This window comes from Hymenobacter rubidus, from assembly GCF_016734815.1.
GTDB lineage: Bacteria > Bacteroidota > Bacteroidia > Cytophagales > Hymenobacteraceae > Hymenobacter > Hymenobacter rubidus.
Genome location: NZ_JAERQF010000021.1, coordinates 1 through 19,615, shown reverse-complemented (window position 1 = coordinate 19,615; position 19,615 = coordinate 1). Strand labels below are relative to the sequence as shown.

15 protein-coding genes are annotated in these 19,615 nt (G+C 61.5%); 11 read left to right on the top strand and 4 right to left on the bottom strand.

All coding sequences use genetic code 11. The annotated features are described in order from the left end of the window. The first annotated feature begins 175 nt into the window (after nucleotides 1–175). Nucleotides 176–2,014, top strand: coding sequence for a tetratricopeptide repeat-containing sensor histidine kinase (locus JKL48_RS14425; protein WP_201983659.1), 1,839 nt, complete (start codon nucleotides 176–178; stop codon nucleotides 2,012–2,014). Nucleotides 2,015–2,189: 175 nt separating this feature from the next. Here the strand turns inward: JKL48_RS14425 and JKL48_RS14420 are convergent, their stop codons facing one another. From JKL48_RS14420 to JKL48_RS14410, 3 genes are all read right to left on the bottom strand, one after another. Beyond that, nucleotides 2,190–3,236 carry a ComEA family DNA-binding protein gene (locus JKL48_RS14420; RefSeq protein WP_201983658.1) on the bottom strand — a complete coding sequence of 349 codons (1,047 nt, stop codon included), beginning with the start codon at nucleotides 3,234–3,236 and terminating at the stop codon, nucleotides 2,190–2,192. 143 nt (nucleotides 3,237–3,379) lie between these two features. After that, nucleotides 3,380–4,864, bottom strand: coding sequence for an alpha/beta hydrolase family protein (locus JKL48_RS14415; RefSeq protein WP_201983655.1), 1,485 nt, complete (start codon nucleotides 4,862–4,864; stop codon nucleotides 3,380–3,382). A 155-nt stretch (nucleotides 4,865–5,019) separates the two neighbouring features. Next, a complete protein-coding gene (locus JKL48_RS14410) occupies nucleotides 5,020–6,420 on the bottom strand; it encodes an alpha/beta hydrolase family protein (protein WP_201983654.1) in 1,401 nt (466 codons plus the stop codon). Between the two features lie 385 nt (nucleotides 6,421–6,805). On the opposite strand from JKL48_RS14410, the gene JKL48_RS14405 reads away from it, so the two are divergent. The 9 genes from JKL48_RS14405 to JKL48_RS14365 all read left to right on the top strand — a co-directional run bounded on the left by JKL48_RS14405 (nucleotide 6,806) and on the right by JKL48_RS14365 (nucleotide 16,231). Continuing rightward, on the top strand, nucleotides 6,806–7,054 hold the full coding sequence (locus JKL48_RS14405; protein ID WP_201983652.1) for an AbrB/MazE/SpoVT family DNA-binding domain-containing protein: 249 nt from the start codon (nucleotides 6,806–6,808) through the stop codon (nucleotides 7,052–7,054). After that, complete coding sequence (locus tag JKL48_RS14400) at nucleotides 7,048–7,383, top strand: type II toxin-antitoxin system PemK/MazF family toxin (protein ID WP_201983650.1); 336 nt, start codon at nucleotides 7,048–7,050, stop codon at nucleotides 7,381–7,383. Before JKL48_RS14405 ends, JKL48_RS14400 begins: the two co-directional genes overlap by 7 nt. 27 nt (nucleotides 7,384–7,410) lie before the next feature. Further along, a complete protein-coding gene (locus tag JKL48_RS14395; RefSeq protein ID WP_201983648.1) occupies nucleotides 7,411–7,995 on the top strand; it encodes a hypothetical protein in 585 nt (194 codons plus the stop codon). 102 nt (nucleotides 7,996–8,097) lie between these two features. Next, nucleotides 8,098–10,992, top strand: a complete 2,895-nt coding sequence (uvrA, locus tag JKL48_RS14390) for an excinuclease ABC subunit UvrA (RefSeq protein WP_201983645.1) — start codon at nucleotides 8,098–8,100, stop codon at nucleotides 10,990–10,992. 125 nt (nucleotides 10,993–11,117) lie between these two features. After that, entirely contained in the window at nucleotides 11,118–11,996 is an 879-nt protein-coding gene (locus JKL48_RS14385; protein WP_201983644.1) for a hypothetical protein, read from the top strand. A 78-nt stretch (nucleotides 11,997–12,074) separates the two neighbouring features. Then, entirely contained in the window at nucleotides 12,075–12,842 is a 768-nt protein-coding gene (tpiA, locus tag JKL48_RS14380; protein ID WP_201983643.1) for a triose-phosphate isomerase, read from the top strand. An 82-nt stretch (nucleotides 12,843–12,924) separates the two neighbouring features. Next, nucleotides 12,925–13,311 carry a hypothetical protein gene (locus JKL48_RS14375; RefSeq protein WP_201983642.1) on the top strand — a complete coding sequence of 129 codons (387 nt, stop codon included), beginning with the start codon at nucleotides 12,925–12,927 and terminating at the stop codon, nucleotides 13,309–13,311. Nucleotides 13,312–13,436: 125 nt separating this feature from the next. Next, the gene (gene prmA, locus JKL48_RS14370; RefSeq protein WP_201983640.1) at nucleotides 13,437–14,267 is read left to right on the top strand and encodes a 50S ribosomal protein L11 methyltransferase; all 831 of its coding nucleotides are present in this window, start codon (nucleotides 13,437–13,439) and stop codon (nucleotides 14,265–14,267) included. Nucleotides 14,268–14,443: 176 nt separating this feature from the next. After that, nucleotides 14,444–16,231, top strand: coding sequence for a T9SS type A sorting domain-containing protein (locus JKL48_RS14365; RefSeq protein ID WP_201983638.1), 1,788 nt, complete (start codon nucleotides 14,444–14,446; stop codon nucleotides 16,229–16,231). Nucleotides 16,232–16,361: 130 nt separating this feature from the next. Here the strand turns inward: JKL48_RS14365 and JKL48_RS14360 are convergent, their stop codons facing one another. Beyond that, the gene (locus JKL48_RS14360) at nucleotides 16,362–17,393 is read right to left on the bottom strand and encodes a LacI family DNA-binding transcriptional regulator (protein WP_201983632.1); all 1,032 of its coding nucleotides are present in this window, start codon (nucleotides 17,391–17,393) and stop codon (nucleotides 16,362–16,364) included. Between the two features lie 394 nt (nucleotides 17,394–17,787). On the opposite strand from JKL48_RS14360, the gene JKL48_RS14355 reads away from it, so the two are divergent. Continuing rightward, a partial coding sequence (locus tag JKL48_RS14355; protein ID WP_394368859.1) for an MG2 domain-containing protein occupies nucleotides 17,788–19,615 on the top strand: 1,828 nt, incomplete at its 3' end.

The window sequence follows — 19,615 nt, the reverse complement described above, 5'->3', positions numbered from 1 at the left end:
TACATAGCTTTATATAGGCTGATGATGCTTAATTGTTGGCTGGTGCTGACTGCCGCAGCCGCGGTGCCCGTTGGGCCTTGCAGGCAAGAGGCCGGCCGCTCAGCCGCCGGCACTGTTCAGGCAAATGCTCGCCGATTTCTGTAACCTTGCCGCTTCTTTTCCCGATTCTGCCTCCATGCAGTCATTTTTAAAGGGGGTGTTAGCAGGCAGTGTAGGGGTAATGTGCAGCGTTTCGGTCTTGGGACAGCAGGGCGGGCGTACCCTACCTCCGGCGGCCTCCGCGCCTCTCGATTCCCTGCGGGCCGCGCTGCACCGCCCCGGCCTGCCCGATACGGCGCGGGTGCTCCAGCTGGTGGCCATCAGCAAGCGCTACATGGCCACAGACCTGGACAGTGCCCGCTGGTATAGCGAGCAAGGCTTGGCACTGGCCCGGCGGTGTGGTTTTGGACGGGGCGAGGTGAAGGCGCTCAACAACCTGGCCGCCGCGGCCTTCTACAGCTCCGACTATCCAACGGCGCAGCACACCTTCGAAGCCGAGCTGCGGGCCGCCCAGCGCGCCCACGACCAGGAAAACATTGGCCACGCCTACCTGGGCCTGGGCAACGTGGCCTCGGTGCTGAAAAACGAAGCCCAGGCGCGGGCCTACTTCATGCAGGCCCGCGAAGCGTACGCGGCCTGCCGGCCCCGCAACATCCGCGGCGAGCTGCTGGTGCTGCACAACCTGGCCAACGGCTACCTCTCGGCCACCGCTACACCGCGCCAACTGGCTCGGGTAAGGATGTTCGTGAACCAAGGCCTGCGCCTGTCGAACCAGGCGAATTCGCCGCAGACCACGAAGCTAAAACTTGTGTTGGGCACCGTTCAAGCGCTATCGCACCAGCCGGACTCGGCCACCGCGACGTGGCAAAATGTGCTACGGGTTTGTCATGCCCACGCCGACTTTTCGACGGAAGGCGAAGCGTGGCTGCATTTGGCCGATTTGGCCCAAAGCCAGAACCAGCCCGAACTGGCCCTGCTGCGTGCCCAGCAAGCCGCCAAGCTGTTTCGCCAGCTGAAGGATGATAATTTGTTAGCCCAAATCCTGGACATGAAAGCGTCCCTGCTGGCTGCCCTGCACCGGCCCGAAGCCTACGACACCCTGCGCCGCTACACTGAGCTGCGCGACACCCTGCTCAGCCGCGAGCGCCTGGAGGCCGTGGCCACCGCCCAGGCCCAGTTCAAGCAAACCGAGCAGCAGGCCCGCATTCGGGCGCTGGAGCAGGAACGCCGCATTGCCGAGCTGGAAGCAGGCCAGCGCACGGTTCGGACCCGCTTGCTGCTGGGCGGCCTGGCCCTGGGCGGCCTGCTGCTGGCCGGGGCCGGAATGGGCACCTATCGGCGGCGTCAGCAACGCCGCGAAGCCGCCCTGCGCAATCAATTGGCCGCCGACCTGCACGACGACGTGGGCTCGCTGCTGACTCAGATTTCGATGCAAACCGACCTGCTTCAGGAGGGGCTGGTGCCGCTTGGCGCCCAGCCTGCGCTCTGGGCCGGGTTGGCCGAGAACAGCCGCGCGGCCTTGCGCCAGCTCAACGACGTGGTCTGGAACCTGGATGCGCAGAATGACTCGGTACCCGACCTGCTGAACCGCTTGCGCGACTACGCCCACGAGGTGTTGGTGCCTACGGGCCGCGACGTGCGCTTCGTGACCGATAAGGTGTGGGAGAGTCCGGCGCTGTCGGCCACGGTGCGCCGCCACCTCTACTTTATCTACAAAGAAGTGATGCACAACATCCTGAAATATGCCCCGGCTACTGCCACCGTCACCGTGGCGCTGCACTGCCAGATGCCCTTGCTGGTGCTGGAAGTAGTAAACGACGGTCCGGTGCTCAGCGCCCCGGCCGAATCGGGACGCAGCTCCGGGCACGGGCTGCGCAACATTCGGGCGCGGGCCCAGGCCATGGGCGGCAGCGCCACGGCCGGCGCGCAAGCCACGGGCGGCTTTGCCGTGCGGGTGCAGGTGCCGGTAAGCTAAATAGAAATAGAAAGTGAGTTTTTTGCGCATCTGTCATCCTGAGCGCCGCGAAGGACCTTATTACGGTTGAACGAATTGTTCTGGCTTGATAAGGTCCTTCGCGGCGCTCAGGATGACAATGATTTTGACTTGTTGAACAAATCCACGAGCCGAAATTTCGGGGTATTCTACCTGCTTACTCGCAGCGCAGATAAGGGCGCATCTTTTCCCAGTCGGCGGGTTTTAGAATGGGAATCTGCTTGAGGTCTTCCACGGTTTTGAACGGGCCGTGCTGCTGCCGGTACGCTACAATGAGACGAGCGCGCGGCTTGCCAATGTAGGGGTGCAGGTACATTTCATCGAAGGTGGCGGTGTTGACATTCACCGTTTTGGGGGCGTATCCGGGCGTTACGAAGGTGTATTTCTTCAGGCTGTCGCGCAGGTCGGGGGCATCGCGCAGTACAAATACTTCGTCCAGCTGGTCTTCGCGCAGGTAGCCGCCCAGCTGGTTGCGGTAGCGCACCACCCACTTGGCCCGCCCCGCCCCAATGCCCCGAATCTGCATCAGTTGCGTGGTGTCGGCCGTGTTCAGGTCGAAAGGCTGGAGGCTGCGGGGCTTGCGCGGGAACTTGCCGGCCGGGGCGTCGGAGCTGCCAAAGGGAGGAAATTTTCCGTCGACCCCCGGCTTGGTGGCGGCGTAGTCGCGCTTGGGCGCTTCCTCGGGCAGTTGCAGAAAGGGCGCCAGCCGCTGATACACCGAGTCTTCCAGCCCGTACATTTTCTTCAGCTGCGCTTTGGACTTGAAGCCACCCGCCGCCTCGCGGTACTTCACAATGCGGGCGGCCACGAAGTGCGGCACGCCCCGTGCCTCCCAGCCCTCGGCCGAAAGCGCATTGGGGTCGAAGGGGGCAAGGGCAACCTGGGCCACCGCCGGATAGCGCGAACCGCCTGCATCGAACTTTTTGTAGTCGCGCTTCGGGTAGCGGGAGGCGTAGCCTGACTCGACCGTGCGGTGCTCTTTGAGCTGCGCCGCCAGCTGATTTAGCTGTACTTGGTCAGTTGCGGGTAGGTAAGCCGGCAGCTCCGGCCGCAGCAAAATGGGCGCTACAATGGTAGCCAGCATAATGGCCAGCAGCACCATCAGCCCCCGCGCTTCGCCCCGCGAATAGCCAAAATAGCGCCTTACCCAGCGCATGGGGGCCCAATCATCCCAGGACCGACGGGGCGGAGGCGTAGAAGCCATGAGCAAGATGGGCCGGGTGAGGGCCAAAACGGTAGAAGGGAATTTTATAAATGGCCCCGGCTAACGGCCACTGCACAATGATAGGAATAAATCTATCGTGCATCACATCTACCACATGCAACTGGGCGAGCCTATGCTATGGCCTAGCTACGGGTCCGGTTCGTGCTGGGCGTCCGGTTCACTTTGCGGGTGGGGCCGGGGCGCTTCACGGTCACGGGCTGGGGCCCGCCGGGCGGCTGGGTTTCCATAGCTATCCAGCTGTGAACGAGCTTGAGCGCCTCGGGCGAAAAAGTGGCCTGCTGCACCCCGTTCACCATGGGCCACTGGGCCGGCGCGGCCTGAAACAAGTGGTTCACCCCATCGAGCTTGTAGGACGTGGCGGTGCGGTTGGCGTGGCGCAGGGCCTTGTAGAGCGGCGTCATGTTGCGGCGGGCCGACACTTGCAAATCGGCGGTGCCGTTGAGCAGCAGCACCGAGCATTGCACCTTGCTCAACTGGGCCTGCGGGTCAAAATCGAAGAAATAACGCGACCACGGCGTGGTGAGCTGCACGGCGCGGGCGCGGGCCATGCTGGCGTCGAGGCCCATGTTGGCGCCGGCCAGCAGGCCCGCCACTTTGGTGCGGGCCGTGGCGTTGTCGGAGGTTTGGCGAATGACGCTCACCGTGCGCTGGTACACCTCCTGAGCAGCTTTCACCTGCGCGGGGTCGGCCCCGATGAGGCGCATGATTTCGCCCTGCTGGCGCAGCAGCACATCATAACCCGTTTGCCCGTAGCCAGCCAGCGACACCACAAAGGCCGGGGCCCGGCTCGGTGCGGCTGCGGCCAGCAGGGCCACGTTGGCGCCTTCGCCGTGCCCCAGCAAGCCCACGCGGTGCGCCGACACCAGCGGCCGGGTGCGCAAGTAGGCCAGCGCCGCCTGGGCATCGGTCACCAGGTCGGCGGTGGTGGCGTTGGCGTAGGTACCGTTCGATTTGCCCACGCCCCGGTCATCGAAGCGCAGCACGGCCACGCCGTGGCGGGTGAGGTAGTCGGCCAGTTGCCCAAACATGCGGTAGCCCGTCACTTCCACGTCGCGGCTCTGCGGTCCCGAATCGGACAGCAGCACCACGGCGGCAAAAGGGCCTTCGCCAGCCGGCACGGTGAGGGTGCCGCCCAAGCGGTTTTTGGTCACGGGGTTAGTAAAGCTCACGTCTGTCTGCCGGTAAGGCGGCGTGGCCTTGAACTTGGTAACGGCTTGGGTAGAAGCGGCGGCCCGCCGGAGCACCATCGGGGCCGTCACGCCGGGCTGTTTCCAGGTACCGCTGAGCGTGGCGCCCTCGTCCTGCACCTTGCCCACGAAGCTGCTGCCGGCCTGCTCAATGCGCAGGGTCAGGTTGTCGTCCTTCAGCTCCACATCTACCGGCATGCGGCTGATGCGCTGCTGCGGCGCGTCGAGGGCGGCGTAGTAGGTGCCGTTGGTGAGCGGCACAATGGTGATGACGATGGAAATTTCCCCGCCCAGTAGTTTCAGCGGGCCTTTCCATTGGCCGTTGAGCGGGGCGGGTGGGGTAGCTGGCGTCGCCTGCACCGGCAGCGAAGAACTAACTAAACCAAGCAGAAGGAACGTTACTAGTAAAAAACGAATCATGAAATTGTTTTATAATTAGTGGCCAATATGGCATATTAATGAATACAAGAGCTGAAAAGTACAACGAATATACTTTGGCAGCAAGCCCCGCAAATACAAATGGCCGACCCATCGGGCCGGCCATTCAAGAAAAAATCAAGGAAAACAGAGGCTGGCTATTTGCGGGTATGCTGCGCCAGCCAGTCGCCAATTGTTGCCAGCGCGGCTGGGGCAAACGTCTCTTCAATGGTACCATACTCGTCAGGCCCGCCAGTCTTAGCGGTCTGGAACAAGTGGTTGAGGCCGGGTAATTCCTTCGCGGTTACGTCGTGGTTGCCGGCGGCCTTCAGCCCGGCCGTGGTGGCCGCGAGGTTGCGCGTGGCCGGTACCTGCACGTCTTTGCTGCCACCCAACGCCAGCACCGGGCAGTGCACTTTGGTTAGGGTTTGGGCGGGGCGGTCGGCCAGCAGATGGCGGTAGAACGGCGAAGTCATTACTGCATATTGGGGTTCCAGCGCCGCAGCGGTGTTCGGCTCGTTGGTGGGGTTGTAGAGCGCGCTGAGCAGCTTGCGCGTCTGGGCATCATCGGGCGTTTTCTGAATAATCTGCGTCATGCTGCGCTGCTGCTTTTCAAGGGCTGCGAGCTGAACGGGGTCGCTGATTTGCAGGCGGGCCAGGGCCAGCGACTGCTGCACAATCAGCTCATCACCAGCAATGCCCGGTGCCGCCAGTAGCACCAGAAAATCGGGCCCCTCTGGCTGGCCGGCCGCCCCAATGGCTGCCGTGCCGCCCTCACTGTGCCCAATGGCGCCCACCTGGTTTTTGCGGATGCCCGGCTGGGAACGCAGCCAGGCCAGCGCGGCCTGGGCGTCGGTGGTATAGTCGGCGCTGGTCATGCCCTTTTGGGTGCCGCTGCTCTGGCCCACGCCCCGGTCGTCGAACCGCAATACCGCGATGCCGTGACGGGTAAGGTAATCGGCCAGCACGGCAAAGGGCTGGTGGCCCAGAATGGTTTCGTTGCGGTCTTCGGGCCCCGAGCCGGTGAGCAGCACCACGGCTGGAAACGGGCCTTTGTCGGCGGGCACGGTGTAGGTGCCGGCCAGGGTGATGCCGGCTTTCTCGTTGCGGAAAGTCACATCGGCCGACTGGTAGGGGAAGGGCGCCTGCGGCGTCTGGGGGCGCTTGGGACCGGCGGGCTTGGCAGCGCTGCCCGCGCGGTTAAACGTGAGCGGAAACGAGCGCAGGCCCTGCTGCCATTCGCCCACTAACTGCTGCCCGTCGGCCGAGCGGCGGCCAGCAAACTGCGCCGCCACGGGCTGGCGCAGGCGCAAATACACGCTGTCGGCCGGCGCCGTGAACTGCAGCACCAGCCCGTTGGCGTGCTGGGCCGGAATATCCAGCGTAGCCGTGCGCGGCCCGCCGGCCGCGTCGGTGAGGTGGGCTGTGAATTCCAGCGGGCCGAGCGTGCCGGTCCAGTCGCCGGTGAGGCTGGGTTGGGCCGTTTGGGCGCAGGCACTGGGGAGACTGAGCAGCGCGGCAGCGGCCGAGCCGAGGAACTGGCGGGTAAAAGTGGGCATAGGAAAGAGGTGGTTAGATGACGCTGCAATGGTACGAAGATAATTAGGCAAATTTCTAATTATTGGGGTGTTTTTTTGCTGTATAGGACTTACGCAGTTGAAGCCCCAGCGGGGCGGCACATTGGTAGTAAGTTATTCATTATGCAATGGCAAAGCCCCGGCGGGGCGACACTCGCCAAGCACTCAACCGAGTGTCGCCCCGCTGGGGCTTTCTCCCCAACATCAGCCAGTTACTATCGAGATGGCGCCCCGCTGGGGCTGCAACTGCGTAAGTCCTAGCTGTAATATTCTGCTACGTGGTTTTCTATTTGAAGAGCAATAAAAACCCCGCTCGTTGTGTTATACCTTTGTTATAACAATTTGGTCAGCTTTTTTGACAAATATCATGATTCAGTCAATCCGAAAAATCGGTAATTCCAGCGGCATCCTACTGCCTAAATCCATGCTATTGGCGTGCGGTATTACCACGGAAGTGGAAATTGAGGTGCACGATAAGACAATCATGTTGCGGCCGGTTCAACCGGCCCGCGCCGGCTGGGAGGCCGCCTTTGCAGCGGCAATAGTGGGAGGCGACGAGCCGGAAGGCGACCTGTTTGAAGGCATGCAAAACCAGTTCGACCAAGCCGAATGGTAACCCCTGCGCATCCGCGCCGATTCGAGGTATGGCTGGTGAGCCTGGACCCCACGGTGGGCAGCGAAATTGCCAAAACCCGTCCGTGCGTGGTAGTATCTCCCGATGCGGCGAATAAATTCCTGCACACCGTGCTGGTGGCACCGCTCACGCATACCCAAAAACGTTACCCTACCCGCGTTGATTGCCAGTTCCAGCAGCAACCCGGGCAGGTTGCCCTCGACCAGATGCGTGCCGTCGATACGGTGCGGCTGGTGAAGCGGCTAGGGGCGCTGGACGAAGCTACCGGTCGCGCCGTGTGCACCGTGCTGGGCGAAATGTTTGCGTGGTAATACGCTTTTAAAGATGAAAAAATCGGATTGATACTGCTGGCCTGTCTAATGCTGGTCTTGCAAGCCATCGCACAAGCGCCGGAAAAGGCTGTGGCCGATGACTTAGCCGTAACGGCTGAGATAATAGGCCACAGTTATAAGCCTGTCAAAAGCTCTGGAATTAAGCCCCAACTTATCCTGTATGTGCGGCTAAATGTTCGCAACCAGACCAGTAGCCCCCGAGAAATTACTTTTTATTCGTGTGGCTGGGATGCATCCTGGATTCAGAAAGGAGCAGCTGGTTTCGATGCTTGGGGCTGTAACAAAAATTACTTGGGTACGCTGCCCATTCCTGCTGGTCAGTCAATTGTTTTCTACGGGCCAGTCCGGGTGCGTAGGGACGGCGACGAGCCGACACGCTTTGCGCTGGGCTTTGTCGATTTCACAGAAACGGATTTTGGGTCTAAGATTTTTCATAAGAAGTTCAAAAAGAAAAGATGGGACAAGCTTTTAAAAACCAAAGCAGTGTATTGGAGCAATGAACTAGACGGCGGTATTGACCCAGCCACCACACCGGAAATAACGGGCAGCGCCCGATACCCTGATTATTCTCTGCCGGAAACTGGGAAGTAGGCTTTGCTACTTCCGTCGCCCTCCGCCCCGGCCGTACCTTCGTACTCGCAGCAACTGCCTACGGCCGAAACCTTCCGGCCCCTCCTCGCTGTTAGTTCGTTTATGCCCAAAAAAGACGCTTTGCAAGTTTCGGCCCCCGCCGACAATGCCATTGACAACCTCGACCCGCGCGAATTCATCCTCATCAAAAACGCCCGGGTTCACAACCTCAAAAACCTCAGCGTAGCCCTGCCGCGCAACCAGTTCATCGTCGTGACGGGCCTCTCGGGCTCGGGCAAATCCAGCCTCGCCTTCGATACGCTGTATGCTGAAGGCCAGCGCATGTACGTGGAAAGCCTGAGCAGCTACGCCCGCCAGTTTCTGGGCCGCATGGACAAGCCCGACGTGGACTACATCCGCGGCATTTCGCCGGCCATTGCCATCGAGCAGAAGGTCAGCATCAAGAACAACCGCTCGACGGTGGGCACCAGCACCGAGATTTACGACTACCTCAAGCTGCTGTTTGCGCGGGTGGGCAAAACGTATTCGCCCGTTAGTGGCGAGCAGGTGCGCAAAGACAACGTGGCCGACGTGGTGGATTTCCTGGCCGCGCAGCCCGAGGGTACCCGCGCCATGATTCTGGCCCCGCTGCACCGCCCCGACCCCACGCGCCCCATGAGCAAAGAGCTGGATTTATTGCTCCAGAAAGGCTACAGCCGCGTGGTGGTCGATGGTGAAACCTCGCAAATCGAGGACCTGATAGGGGAGGGGCAGCCCGAGGTGAAGGGCGAAGTATTCATCATGATTGACCGCGCCGTGCTGCGGCCCGACGACGAGGACCTGCTCTTCCGCCTGTCCGATTCGGTGCAAACTGCCTTTTTCGAAGGCCACGGAAGCTTAGTTGTCCGGTGTCAGTTGCCCGTTGTCAGTGAAGAAGGTCAAAGCCTGACAACTGACAACCAACAACTAACAACTAATAGGACCTTTTCCGACAAATTCGAGCTTGACGGCATCACCTTCGAGGAGCCCAGCGTTAACTTCTTCTCCTTCAACAACCCCTACGGCGCCTGCCAGACCTGCGAGGGCTTCGGCTCGGTGCTGGGCATCGACGAGGATTTGGTGATTCCGGACAAGAGCCTGACCGTGTACGAGGGCGCGATTGCGCCCTGGCGCACCGAGAAGCAGGGCGAGTGGCTGAAGCCGCTGCTGAAAAACGGCATCCGCTTCGATTTCCCCATTCACCGGCCCTACAACGAGCTGAGCGAGGCCGAGCAGCGCCTGCTCTGGACCGGCAACAAGCACTTCCAGGGCCTCGATTCCTACTTCAAGTGGGTGAGCGAGCAAACCCACAAAATCCAGTACCGCGTGCTGCAAAGCCGCTACCGGGGCCGCACCACCTGCCCCGACTGCCGCGGCACCCGCCTGCGCAAAGACGCGCAATACGTCCGCATCGACGGCCGCAGCATTGCCGACATCGTGCTGCTGCCCATCTCGGAGGCCCTGAAATTCTTCGAGAACATGAGTTTGAGCGAGCACGACGCCAAAGTGGCCGAGCGCCTCGTGACCGAAATCACCAACCGCCTCGGCTACCTCAACCGCGTGGGCCTGGGCTACCTGACCCTGAACCGCCTGAGCAACACGCTGAGCGGCGGCGAAAGCCAGCGCATCTCGCTGGCCACCTCACTGGGCTCGGCGCTGGTGGGCTCGATGTACGTACTCGATGAACCTTCAATCGGCCTGCACCCGAAGGATGCCGAGCAGCTCATTGGCGTGCTGCGCTCCCTGCAGCAGCTCGGCAACACCGTGGTGGTGGTGGAGCACGAAGAGAAGATGATGGAGGCCGCCGACCAGATTATCGACATCGGCCCCGAAGCCGGCAGCGGCGGCGGCAACCTGATGTTTCAGGGCACCATGGACGCGCTGCTGCAGGACACGACCACCTACACCGGCCAGTACCTGAGCGGCCGCATGGAAGTGCCCGTGCCCAAAGTGCGCCGCCCCTGGCGCAACGCCCTGGAGCTGACCGGAGCGCGCGAAAACAACCTCAAAAACGTGAGTGTGAAGCTGCCGCTGGGCGTGATGACCGTGGTAACCGGCGTGTCGGGCTCGGGCAAGTCCACGCTTATCAAGCGAATTCTGGCGCCGGCCCTGATGAAGATGCTGGGTGGTGGCGCAGGCGAAAGCACTGGCAAGTTCGACCGCCTGACGGGCGTGAACGGGCAGGTGACGCACGTCGAGTTTGTCGACCAGAACCCCATCGGCAAGTCGTCGCGCTCCAACCCGGTGACTTACGTGAAGGCCTACGACCAGATTCGGACGCTGTTTTCGGAGCAGCCGCTGGCCAAGGCGCGCGGCCTCAAACCCTCTCACTTCAGCTTCAACGTGGACGGCGGGCGCTGCGAGGTGTGTCAGGGCGAGGGCCAGGTAAAAATCGAGATGCAGTTCATGGCCGACATTTATTTGACCTGCGAAGGCTGCGGCGGCCACAAATTCAAGCAGGACATTCTGGAAATTAAATACCAGGACAAGAGCATTGACGAAGTGCTGGAAATGACGGTGACGGATGCCGTACAGTTCTTCAAAGCCCAGCCCAAAGTGGCCGAGCGCCTCAAGCCGCTGGAGGACGTGGGCCTGGGCTACATCCGCCTCGGGCAGTCGGCCAACACGCTGAGTGGGGGCGAAGCCCAGCGCGTGAAATTGGCTTCGTTTCTCACTAAAGGTGCTACGCTTCAGCAGGATAAGATTCTGTTCATCTTCGATGAACCCAGCACCGGCCTGCACTTCCACGACATTGCCAAGCTACTGGGCGCGCTTAATGCCCTCATCGAGCAAGGCAACTCGGTACTCATTATCGAGCACAATGTCGACATCATCAAGTGCGCCGACTGGCTTATCGACCTCGGCCCCGAAGGGGGGCTGAATGGCGGGCACCTGCTGTTTGAAGGTACCCCGGAGGACATGGTGAAACTGAAAGATACCAACCACACGGCGCGCTTTCTAGCCGAAAAAGTAGGATAGGTTTGGAAATGATGTGCGGATGAAGTTCGTAATTGCGAAAATTTTGGAGCGTCAGAGAAGCCTGATTAATCCAAATTGCGTCCTACTTACGTACACCTATCCCCCTGTCTTTTCATCTCTGCGTCATGGTTCCTACTGCAGTTCCCGATAAAGTGCATCATCATAGCAGGTTATCAGGTCTTGATTGGGGGTGGCGTTGGGTGGCGGCCTTGGCAGTGGGGGCAAGCATTTTCCTGAACTACTACGCCAATACGCACCCGTTTCATGGGCAAACCATGGGGCAGGTTTCGGCTAAATACCCCACGCTGCTCACGCCTGCCGGGTATGCTTTTGGTATTTGGGGCATTATTTTTCTGACGCTGGCCATGTACGCGTTTTGGCAACTGCTGCCCGCGCAGCAGGAGCAGACGGTGGCCGATGCGGTAGCCAAGCCCCTGACCCTCGCCAGCATTGCAACCGGTGCTTGGGTTGTCCTCTTTGCTTACGAACTGATACTGCCCAGCTTGGGCGTTATGCTGCTTATCCTCGGTTGCCTCATTGCGGCTTATGGCCGGGTGCGGCGGCGCATATTTGCCGAAGCCGCTCCGGCGCTGGTGGGGGTGCCTTTCTCATTGTATCTGGGCTGGATTTCGGTGGCAGCAGTTATCAACATCACCATTGCCCTTCGGCAGCTGGGGTGGGTGCCTGCCGAAGGCGCTTCCGTTACCCTGACGCTGGTATTAATTCTGGCAGTGGTAGCGTTGGCCCTGATAATGAGCCGGGTATTTCGGGATATGGTGTTTCCGCTGGCGGTGGCCTGGGCCTTGGTTGCCGTGTGGGTGGCGCGCCTGAGCACCGTGCCCGAACTGGGCTGGGCCGCGCTGGCCGGCGCCACGGCGGCGGCCATTGGCGGGGTCATGCTTTCGCGGCTGGGCGGCCGCAAAACCCCTTGGCAGCTGCGCGACGAAGCGGCGGCGGCGATTGAAGCCGAAATCGCGGCCCGCAAAGCGGCCCGTGGCGAATAAGTCGGGGTTCGGGAGCCGAGCATTCTTTTGGGGCTTAGCTTTGTGCGCAGTACCTCACCTTACTCGCTTCGCTTGATTATGCGCCAAAACCTCGTCGCCGGCAACTGGAAAATGAACCTGACTTATCCCGAAGGCGTGGCCTTGGTAAGTGAAATCACCCGCTTGGCGGCTGAAGCGGCGGCCGGTGCCAATGCGCCGGAAATCGTTATTTGCCCCCCGTTTCCGCTTCTGCATGGGGTAGGTGAGCAATTACCCAAGGCATCGAAGTTTCATCTGGGTGCCCAAAACTGCCACCAGAAGGAGAGCGGCGCGTTCACCGGCGAGGTATCGGCCAAGGTACTGGCTTCGGTGGGTTGCGAATACGTCATTCTGGGCCACTCGGAGCGCCGCCAATACTTCGGCGAAACCGATGAGCTGCTGAGCCAGAAGCTGAAAGCCGCCCTCGCCGCCGGCCTCAAACCCATCTTCTGCGTGGGCGAGTCGCTCGACACCCGCGAGGCGGACGAAACGTTTGATTTCATTGGGCAGCAGTTGGCTTCGGGCCTGTTTCATCTTAGCAACGAGGAGTTTGCCCAGGTCGTGATTGCCTACGAGCCTATTTGGGCTATTGGTACTGGCCGCACGGCTACCAGCGCCCAGGCGCAGGAAGTGCACGCCTTCATCCGCGAGCAGATTGCCCGCGCTTACGACGCGCAGGCGGCCCTCGATACCACCATTTTGTACGGCGGCTCGGCCAATGCCCAGAATGCGCGGGAGCTTTTCTCGCAGCCCGACGTTGACGGGGGACTCATTGGCGGGGCTTCGCTGAAAGCCGTCGATTTCACGGCCATTATTCAGTCGTTCTAAGCGCGGTCTGGCACCGTTGTTGGATGCCGGCTGGCCGCATTAGCCTGACGTCATTCTGCGCTTTTCACCCGTTGCTTCAGCTATGTTCTTCTCGTTTTTGCTCAGTGGATTATTGGCGTTTGCGCCGGCAGCGCGGCCCTTGGTACCAACGTCGGTAGCCACGCTGGCGCGCGCCACGGGGCCGTTGGAGCCGTGCAAAATATTCGGCTCGGTGTACCTCGAAACCGACGTCAGCCGGCGCAGCTACTGCTTTGGCACAGTATACATAGAGCCGGAGGAAGCCTTTGCCGACGTGCTGATTTTCAAGGAGAACAATAAGCTGTTTGCGGATAAAGCCGGACTGTGGGCCGATGCGCCCGCCCGTGACTTTGCCGACTACGTGCTGCTGGTTGTAAAAGACCGCAGCCGCGCCGACTTCAGCATTCACTACACTACCGTGCGCTCGTTTGCGGGCTGCAAAACCAATTAGGTGAATTAGGAATTCAAAATTACGGGTTATGAATTGATACAATTTTTGTTTCACTGCATTCTTATCAGTTCATAGCCAGCGGTTTCAATTCATGATTCATCATTTTTAATTCCTAATTACACGAAGTGGATTTTATTGAACTAACCGTGGAAGCCCCCCGGGAACTGGCCGATATTCTGGTGGCCGAACTGGCCGAAGTGGGTTTCGACACCTTCGAAGACAACGACGCGGGCTTCTGTGCCTACACCACCGAGGAGGCGTTCAACCCCGATGCGGTGACCGAAATCATGAGCCGCTACGAGGCCATTGGCGAGCTCAATCATTCGCACCGCGTCATAACCCGCCAAAACTGGAACGCAGAGTGGGAGAAAAACTTTCAGCCGCTCGTCATTGCTGAGCGGGTTTCGGTGCGGGCGCCGTTTCACCCGGAGCCGGCGGGGGTCGACTACGACATCGTCATCATGCCGCGGATGTCCTTTGGCACGGGCCACCACGAAACGACGGCCTTGATGATTGAAAATCAATTGGACGTAGACCACAAAGGGCTGCGCGTGCTGGATATGGGCACCGGTACCGGCATTCTGGCCATTATGGCCGAGATGCTGGGCGCCCGCCAGGTGCTGGCCGTCGACACCGAACCCTGGACCGTGGAAAATGCCCGCGACAACGCCGCCGAAAACCAGTGCCGCACCATTGAGTGCCGTTTGGGCGGGGTCGAAACCCTGGCCCATGAAGAACCCTTCGACCTGATTCTGGCCAACATCAACCGCAACGTGCTGCTGGAAGACATGCACGAGTACGCCCGCCTGCTGCCCAGCGGCCGGCCCATTTTGTTCAGCGGTTTTTACGAGGAAGACCTCGCCAAAATCACGGCCGAGGCGAGCAAGCACGGCCTCCGCTACCAGCGCCACCGCACCTTGCGCAGCTGGGTGTCGGCCATCTTCGATAAGGAGTAGGTGAATTGCCAATGATGGCATCGTTCCCGGCAACGATTGCGCGAATAAAGTAGGAGTTCGCAGCTCATTGGGGCAAATAGAGGCGTAATATTAGATTAGAATGGCTGGGTAGCAGCAGCTGAATAAGCCGGCTTATCCGCAGTTGTTCCCTATTGCATTCCCAACTATTCGCCCTTATGACGTCATTTTCCTCCCGGGTTATTTCATGGTTTACGTTTCCCCACCGCGCCGCCCGTGCGGGCGCTGGCTTGTTGGTTGCGGCGGCTGGTTTGCTGGCGGCAGCCCCTGCGCACGCGCAGCTACTGGCTTTTCCGGGGGTAGAGGGCGCCGGGCGCTTCGTGAGCGGCGGCCGGGGCCGGGCCGCAACGCCCACCACGGTGTATGAAGTAACGAGCTTGTCGGACGCCAACACGGTGGGGACGCTGCGCTACGCGTGCAGCCAGTCGGCTACGGTCGCGCCTTACCGCACCATTGTGTTCCGGGTGTGCGGCACCATCCGTTTGGCCACGCGGCTAAGTATTCCGCGCAATACCACCATTGCGGGCCAGACAGCTCCAGGGGACGGCATTTGCATTGCTGACCGGCAGGTGCAGGTAAGCGGTGACAACGTCATTATTCGGTTTGTGCGCTTCCGCCTCGGCGACTACTACCCCCAAACCAGCGGCGGTGGCATGGTGGACGGCAATGGCGGCGAAGATGCGCTGGACGGCACCGACCACAAAAACATTGTCATCGACCACTGCACCATGAGCTGGAGCGAGGACGAGGCCTTCACCTTCTACGGGGCCGCCTGCGACTCGATGACCCTGCAGTGGAACCTCATTTCGGAGCCGCTGAACTACTCCTACCACTTCGAGGCCGGCGACACCGACTACGAGCGCCACGGCTACGGCGGCATCTGGGGCGGCAAGCGGGCTTCGTTTCACCACAACCTGTTTGCCCACTGCAACAACCGCACCCCGCGCTGGAACGGCACGCGCTACGGCGCGGCCATTGGCTCGGAAAACTGCGATTTCCGCAACAACGTCATTTATGACTGGGGCGGCAATAACGCCTACGGCGGCGAGGGCGGCAATTACAACATGGTGAACAACTACTACAAGTACGGTCCGTCCAGCGGCACCAGCACCAGCGGCCGCTCCCGCGTAATGAACCCCTACAAGCAAACCACCGCGCCGGTGTTGCCTTATGCACAGGTGTACCTGGCTGGTAACTACGTAGATGGCAATACGGCCGTAACCAACCGCAACTGGCTGGGCGTGACCATGCAGGGCGGCACCCTGGCCGACACCGTTCAGTCAAAAGTGAGCACCCCGTTCAACATTGCACCCCTCAACACCCAAACGGCCCAGGCGGCTTATGCGTCGGTGCTGCAAAAAGTGGGCTGCGTGCTTCCGGTGCGCGATGCCGTGGATGCGCGCATCATCACGGAAGTGCAAAACCGCACCGGTGGACTGATTGATGTGCAAGGCGGCTACCCAGCCCACGTCACGCCCTACAGCGTGTCGCAGGCGGCTTGGCCGGTGCTCACGTGCGGCCCTGCGCCGGCCGATTCTGACCACGACGGCATGACCGACGCCTACGAGCTGGCCAACGGCCTCAACCCCAACAATGCCACCGACCGCCAGGGCATTGCTGCCAACGGCTACACCAACCTCGAAAACTACCTCAACGGCCTTGTAGCCAGTACCGTGACCGGCACCAAAGCATCGGGTACTGTAACCGAGCCGCTGCACGTATTTCCGAACCCTGCCAGCGAACAGCTGACCGTGGAACACCCCCGGGCCACGGCTTCGGCCCGCCTCACCGTCTACAATTTTGTGGGCCAGCGCGTGGCTTCGTTCGAGCCGGCCATCGGGGGCGTTTCTACGCCGGTTAACGTGAGCGGCTTGGCCAAGGGCAACTACCTGCTGGTGTACACGGATGCCAACGTGAGCCTGACGGCGAAATGCACGCGGGAATAGCGTTACGAGAGAAGTTAAAGAAGCAAAAAGCCCGCCTGAATCATCAGGCGGGCTTTTTGCTTTGGAGCGGTTTCGCACTACTGCTGTTGCTTCTGACTGTACACGGATGCCAAAATTGCCTTAACTTCTTTTACATCACCAGCTTGGGCAGCGGGCGCGACGACTCGCGCACCACCAGCGTGGTGGGCAGTTTCATGGTGCTGGGGCCCGTGCTTTTGTGTTTGCGCTCGATAAGCTCGATGAGACGCTCGGCGGCGAGCTGGCCAATTTCCTGGGCCGGCTGGGTCACGGTGCTCAGGGGCGGGTTCAGCAGGTGGGCCGACTGCGAGTTGGTGAAGCTGAGCAGCGCCACTTGGCCGGGGACATCGACGCCCCGTTTGTGAAGGGCGCCTAAGCAGCCCAGGGCCAGGCGGTCGCTGGCCGTAAAAAAGGCATCGGGTGGAGGCGAAAGGGCCAGCAGCTCATCCACCAGCGGGCCGGCCTCGTCGGGGCCGAAGGTGCCGTAGCGCACCAGGTTTTCATCGAAAGGCACCCCGTATTGCTCCAGAGCCGCGCGGTAGCCGGCCAGGCGCTCCTGCGTGATGCTGAGGTAGGGCGGAATGGTGAGGTGGGCAATGCGCCGCCGGCCGGTTTGGAGCAGGTGAGAAGTGGCCGCGTAGGCCCCGCCAAAATTATCGGCCACCACCTGGGTCACGGGCAACTCGCCGGCCACGCGGTCGAACAGCACCAGGGGCATGCCCTGGTCAATCAGCGCCTTCAGGTGCGAAACATCGGACGTTTCGCTCGAAAGCGAGAGCAGCAGGCCGTCGACGCGGCGCGACACAGCTTGCTGCACGTTGGCTACTTCGCGCTCGTAAGACTCGTGCGTTTGAAAGATAATAACGTGGTAGCCACGGTTGTAGGCAATGGCCTCGATGCCGTTGATGGCCTGCGAAAAGAAGTTGTTCGCAATCTGGGGCACGATGACGGCCAGCGCCTTGCTGCTGCTGCCCTTCAGGCTGAGGGCGATGGGATTGGGACGGTAGTTGAGCCGCTCGGCGTACTCCATCACCAGCCGCTTGGTTTCGGGACTGATTTCGTAGCTGTCGCGCAAGGCCCTGGACACCGTCGAGGTCGACAGGTTGAGGGCGTGCGCAATATCCTTGATGGTGACGGGGTCCAAGCGCGTAGAATAAGTAACGTAGAATAAATAGCCGTCGGCCGGCCCGGTTAAACTACCAGAATTCCGGCCCAAATGGTTCCTGCAAGCAAGCGGCGGCTTCACTACTGTGCTGCTTACTTACAGCAGTGCGCCCCCGCAAAATGGCGGCTTAGCGCAACCGTTTGCAACCTCAGGTACCCTTCATAAGGCCAAAGCTATGACAAGTGCGGCAAAATCCGGTCGGCGGGCCTGGCCGGGATGCAGGAAAATGCCCGCCGCCGCAGGCTTTTTAAACGCTGGAGCCTGCTTTTACGGGGGCAAATAATGCCCCGCCTTCATAGCATCACCATCTTTGCGCCGTAATCTAGCGGTTGGTCCCGATGCCCGGACCAACCGCTTTCGACCCCACGCTAACATGAACGCAGTGCGAACGCAAAAACGAATGCTGGTGGCAGCGCTGGCCACCGGACTGGTGCTAACGGCCTTCCGCCCGCAGCCTTTGGAGGAAGGGTTGATGCAGCGCATCGCCCGCCAACTGGGCGAATTTTACGCCACGGCGCGCCAGGAAAAAGCCTACCTGCACCTCGACCGCCCGGTGTATGGCACCGGCGAAACCATCTGGTTCAGTGCCTACGTGGTGGACGCTTCCCGCCACCAGCTTGACTCGCTCAATACCGTGCTGCACGTCGATTTGGTGGCGCCCGACCACAAGGTGGTGGCCCGCCGCACCCTGGCCCTGCATGGTGGCCGGGCCAGCGGCGACCTCGACATTGCCGATTCGTTGGCGGCCGGTACCTACGTGCTGCGCGCCTACACCAACTGGATGCGCAACACCGGCGACGAGTTTGTGTACAGCCGCCGCCTGAGCATCTGGCCCGCTTCGCCCATCGGGCCGCAGGAGCCGGCCAAGCCGGCCGCGCCTACTTCGGCTTACGGCCGCGCCCAGGCGGCGGCCGCCACCCGGGCCGACGTGCAGTTTATGCCCGAAGGCGGCTACTTGGTAGAAGGGCTGCCGGCCGTGGTTGCCTGCAAAGCCACCGATGCCAGTGGCCGGGGCCTCGATGTGCACGGCCAGATACTGAACGCCCAAAACGCCGTGGTCGTGGCCGATTTCAAGAGCCGGCATGGCGGCATGGGGCGCTTTGCCTTCGTGCCCGGCGGCGGGCAGCGCTACCACGCCCACCTCACCTTGCCCAATGGGGCCGCTTTCGATTATCCGTTGCCCGTGCCCCAGGCCAGCGGCTACACCCTGCACGTGGTAGATGGGGGCGAAAACTTTCTGGTGGAAGCCCGTTACCGGGGCGTGGCCGGGGCGCCCGCGCCCGGACCGGTGCAGCTCATGACCCAGGTGCGCGGCGTAGCCGCCTACCCAGGGCCCCGCACCCTGGCCGGCGAGGCCCCCGCCTTGTGGCGCATGCCCAAGAAAAACTACCCCAACGGCATTGTGCATTTCACTTTGTTCGACGCTGCTGGGGCGCCGCAGTGCGAGCGGCTGGCCTTTGCCCTGAATGGCCCGGCCAACCTGCGCATCAGCCTCACGCCCGACCAGCCCAGCTATGGCCCACATGCCCCGGTACAGCTGGCCGTGCGCGTAACCGATGCTGCCGGCCAGCCGGTGGCCACCAACTTTTCGGTGGGGGTGAGCGATGCCGGCCTCAGTGCCCTCGACCCCACCGCCGAAACCATTGCTTCGAACTTGCTCTTGACCTCGGACCTGGTGGGCTACGTCGAAAATCCCGGCTACTACTTCCGCGACCAGTCGGTGGGCACCGCGCAAGCGCTCGATGACCTGTTGCTGACCCAGGGCTGGCGGCGCTTTGTGTGGAAGGAAGTGCTGGCCGGCCGCCCGCCCGCGCTGCGTTTCCCGCCTGAGCAGGGCATCACGCTGGTGGGGCAGGTGGTGAGCGAGCACGGCAACCGGCCCATTCCCAACAGCCAGCTCACTTTTCTGCAAATGCGCCCCTCCCAAAACGTGGTAATGGGCACCACGGGTCCCGATGGCCGCTTCGGCTTTGCCGGCTTCCCGATACGCGACACGGCCACCATCACGCTGCAGGCACGGCGTTCGCAGGGGGGCTCCAACGTCCTGATTATTCCCGATAGAGGCCCCGCACCCGGCACCCAGCCGCTGCCGGTGCTGCCGCCGCTGTCGGCGGCGCCGGCAGGGGTGGCGGCCTTTGTGCGCCGCAGCCGCCAGGCCCAGGCCGCCGATTTAGACCTGCACCCGGAGAAAGGCATTCGCA

What these genes read in the sequence shown, in the direction of transcription:
- JKL48_RS14425 (WP_201983659.1), top strand. Translation starts at nt 176, where the DNA reads ATGCAGTCATTTTTAAAGGGGGTGTTAGCAGGCAGTGTAGGGGTAATG.
- JKL48_RS14420 (WP_201983658.1), bottom strand. Translation starts at nt 3,236, where the DNA reads ATGGCTTCTACGCCTCCGCCCCGTCGGTCCTGGGATGATTGGGCCCCC.
- JKL48_RS14365 (WP_201983638.1), top strand. Translation starts at nt 14,444, where the DNA reads ATGACGTCATTTTCCTCCCGGGTTATTTCATGGTTTACGTTTCCCCAC.
- JKL48_RS14405 (WP_201983652.1), top strand. Translation starts at nt 6,806, where the DNA reads ATGATTCAGTCAATCCGAAAAATCGGTAATTCCAGCGGCATCCTACTG.
- JKL48_RS14375 (WP_201983642.1), top strand. Translation starts at nt 12,925, where the DNA reads ATGTTCTTCTCGTTTTTGCTCAGTGGATTATTGGCGTTTGCGCCGGCA.
- JKL48_RS14415 (WP_201983655.1), bottom strand. Translation starts at nt 4,864, where the DNA reads ATGATTCGTTTTTTACTAGTAACGTTCCTTCTGCTTGGTTTAGTTAGT.
- uvrA (WP_201983645.1), top strand. Translation starts at nt 8,098, where the DNA reads ATGCCCAAAAAAGACGCTTTGCAAGTTTCGGCCCCCGCCGACAATGCC.
- JKL48_RS14410 (WP_201983654.1), bottom strand. Translation starts at nt 6,420, where the DNA reads ATGCCCACTTTTACCCGCCAGTTCCTCGGCTCGGCCGCTGCCGCGCTG.
- JKL48_RS14400 (WP_201983650.1), top strand. Translation starts at nt 7,048, where the DNA reads ATGGTAACCCCTGCGCATCCGCGCCGATTCGAGGTATGGCTGGTGAGC.
- tpiA (WP_201983643.1), top strand. Translation starts at nt 12,075, where the DNA reads ATGCGCCAAAACCTCGTCGCCGGCAACTGGAAAATGAACCTGACTTAT.
- JKL48_RS14385 (WP_201983644.1), top strand. Translation starts at nt 11,118, where the DNA reads ATGGTTCCTACTGCAGTTCCCGATAAAGTGCATCATCATAGCAGGTTA.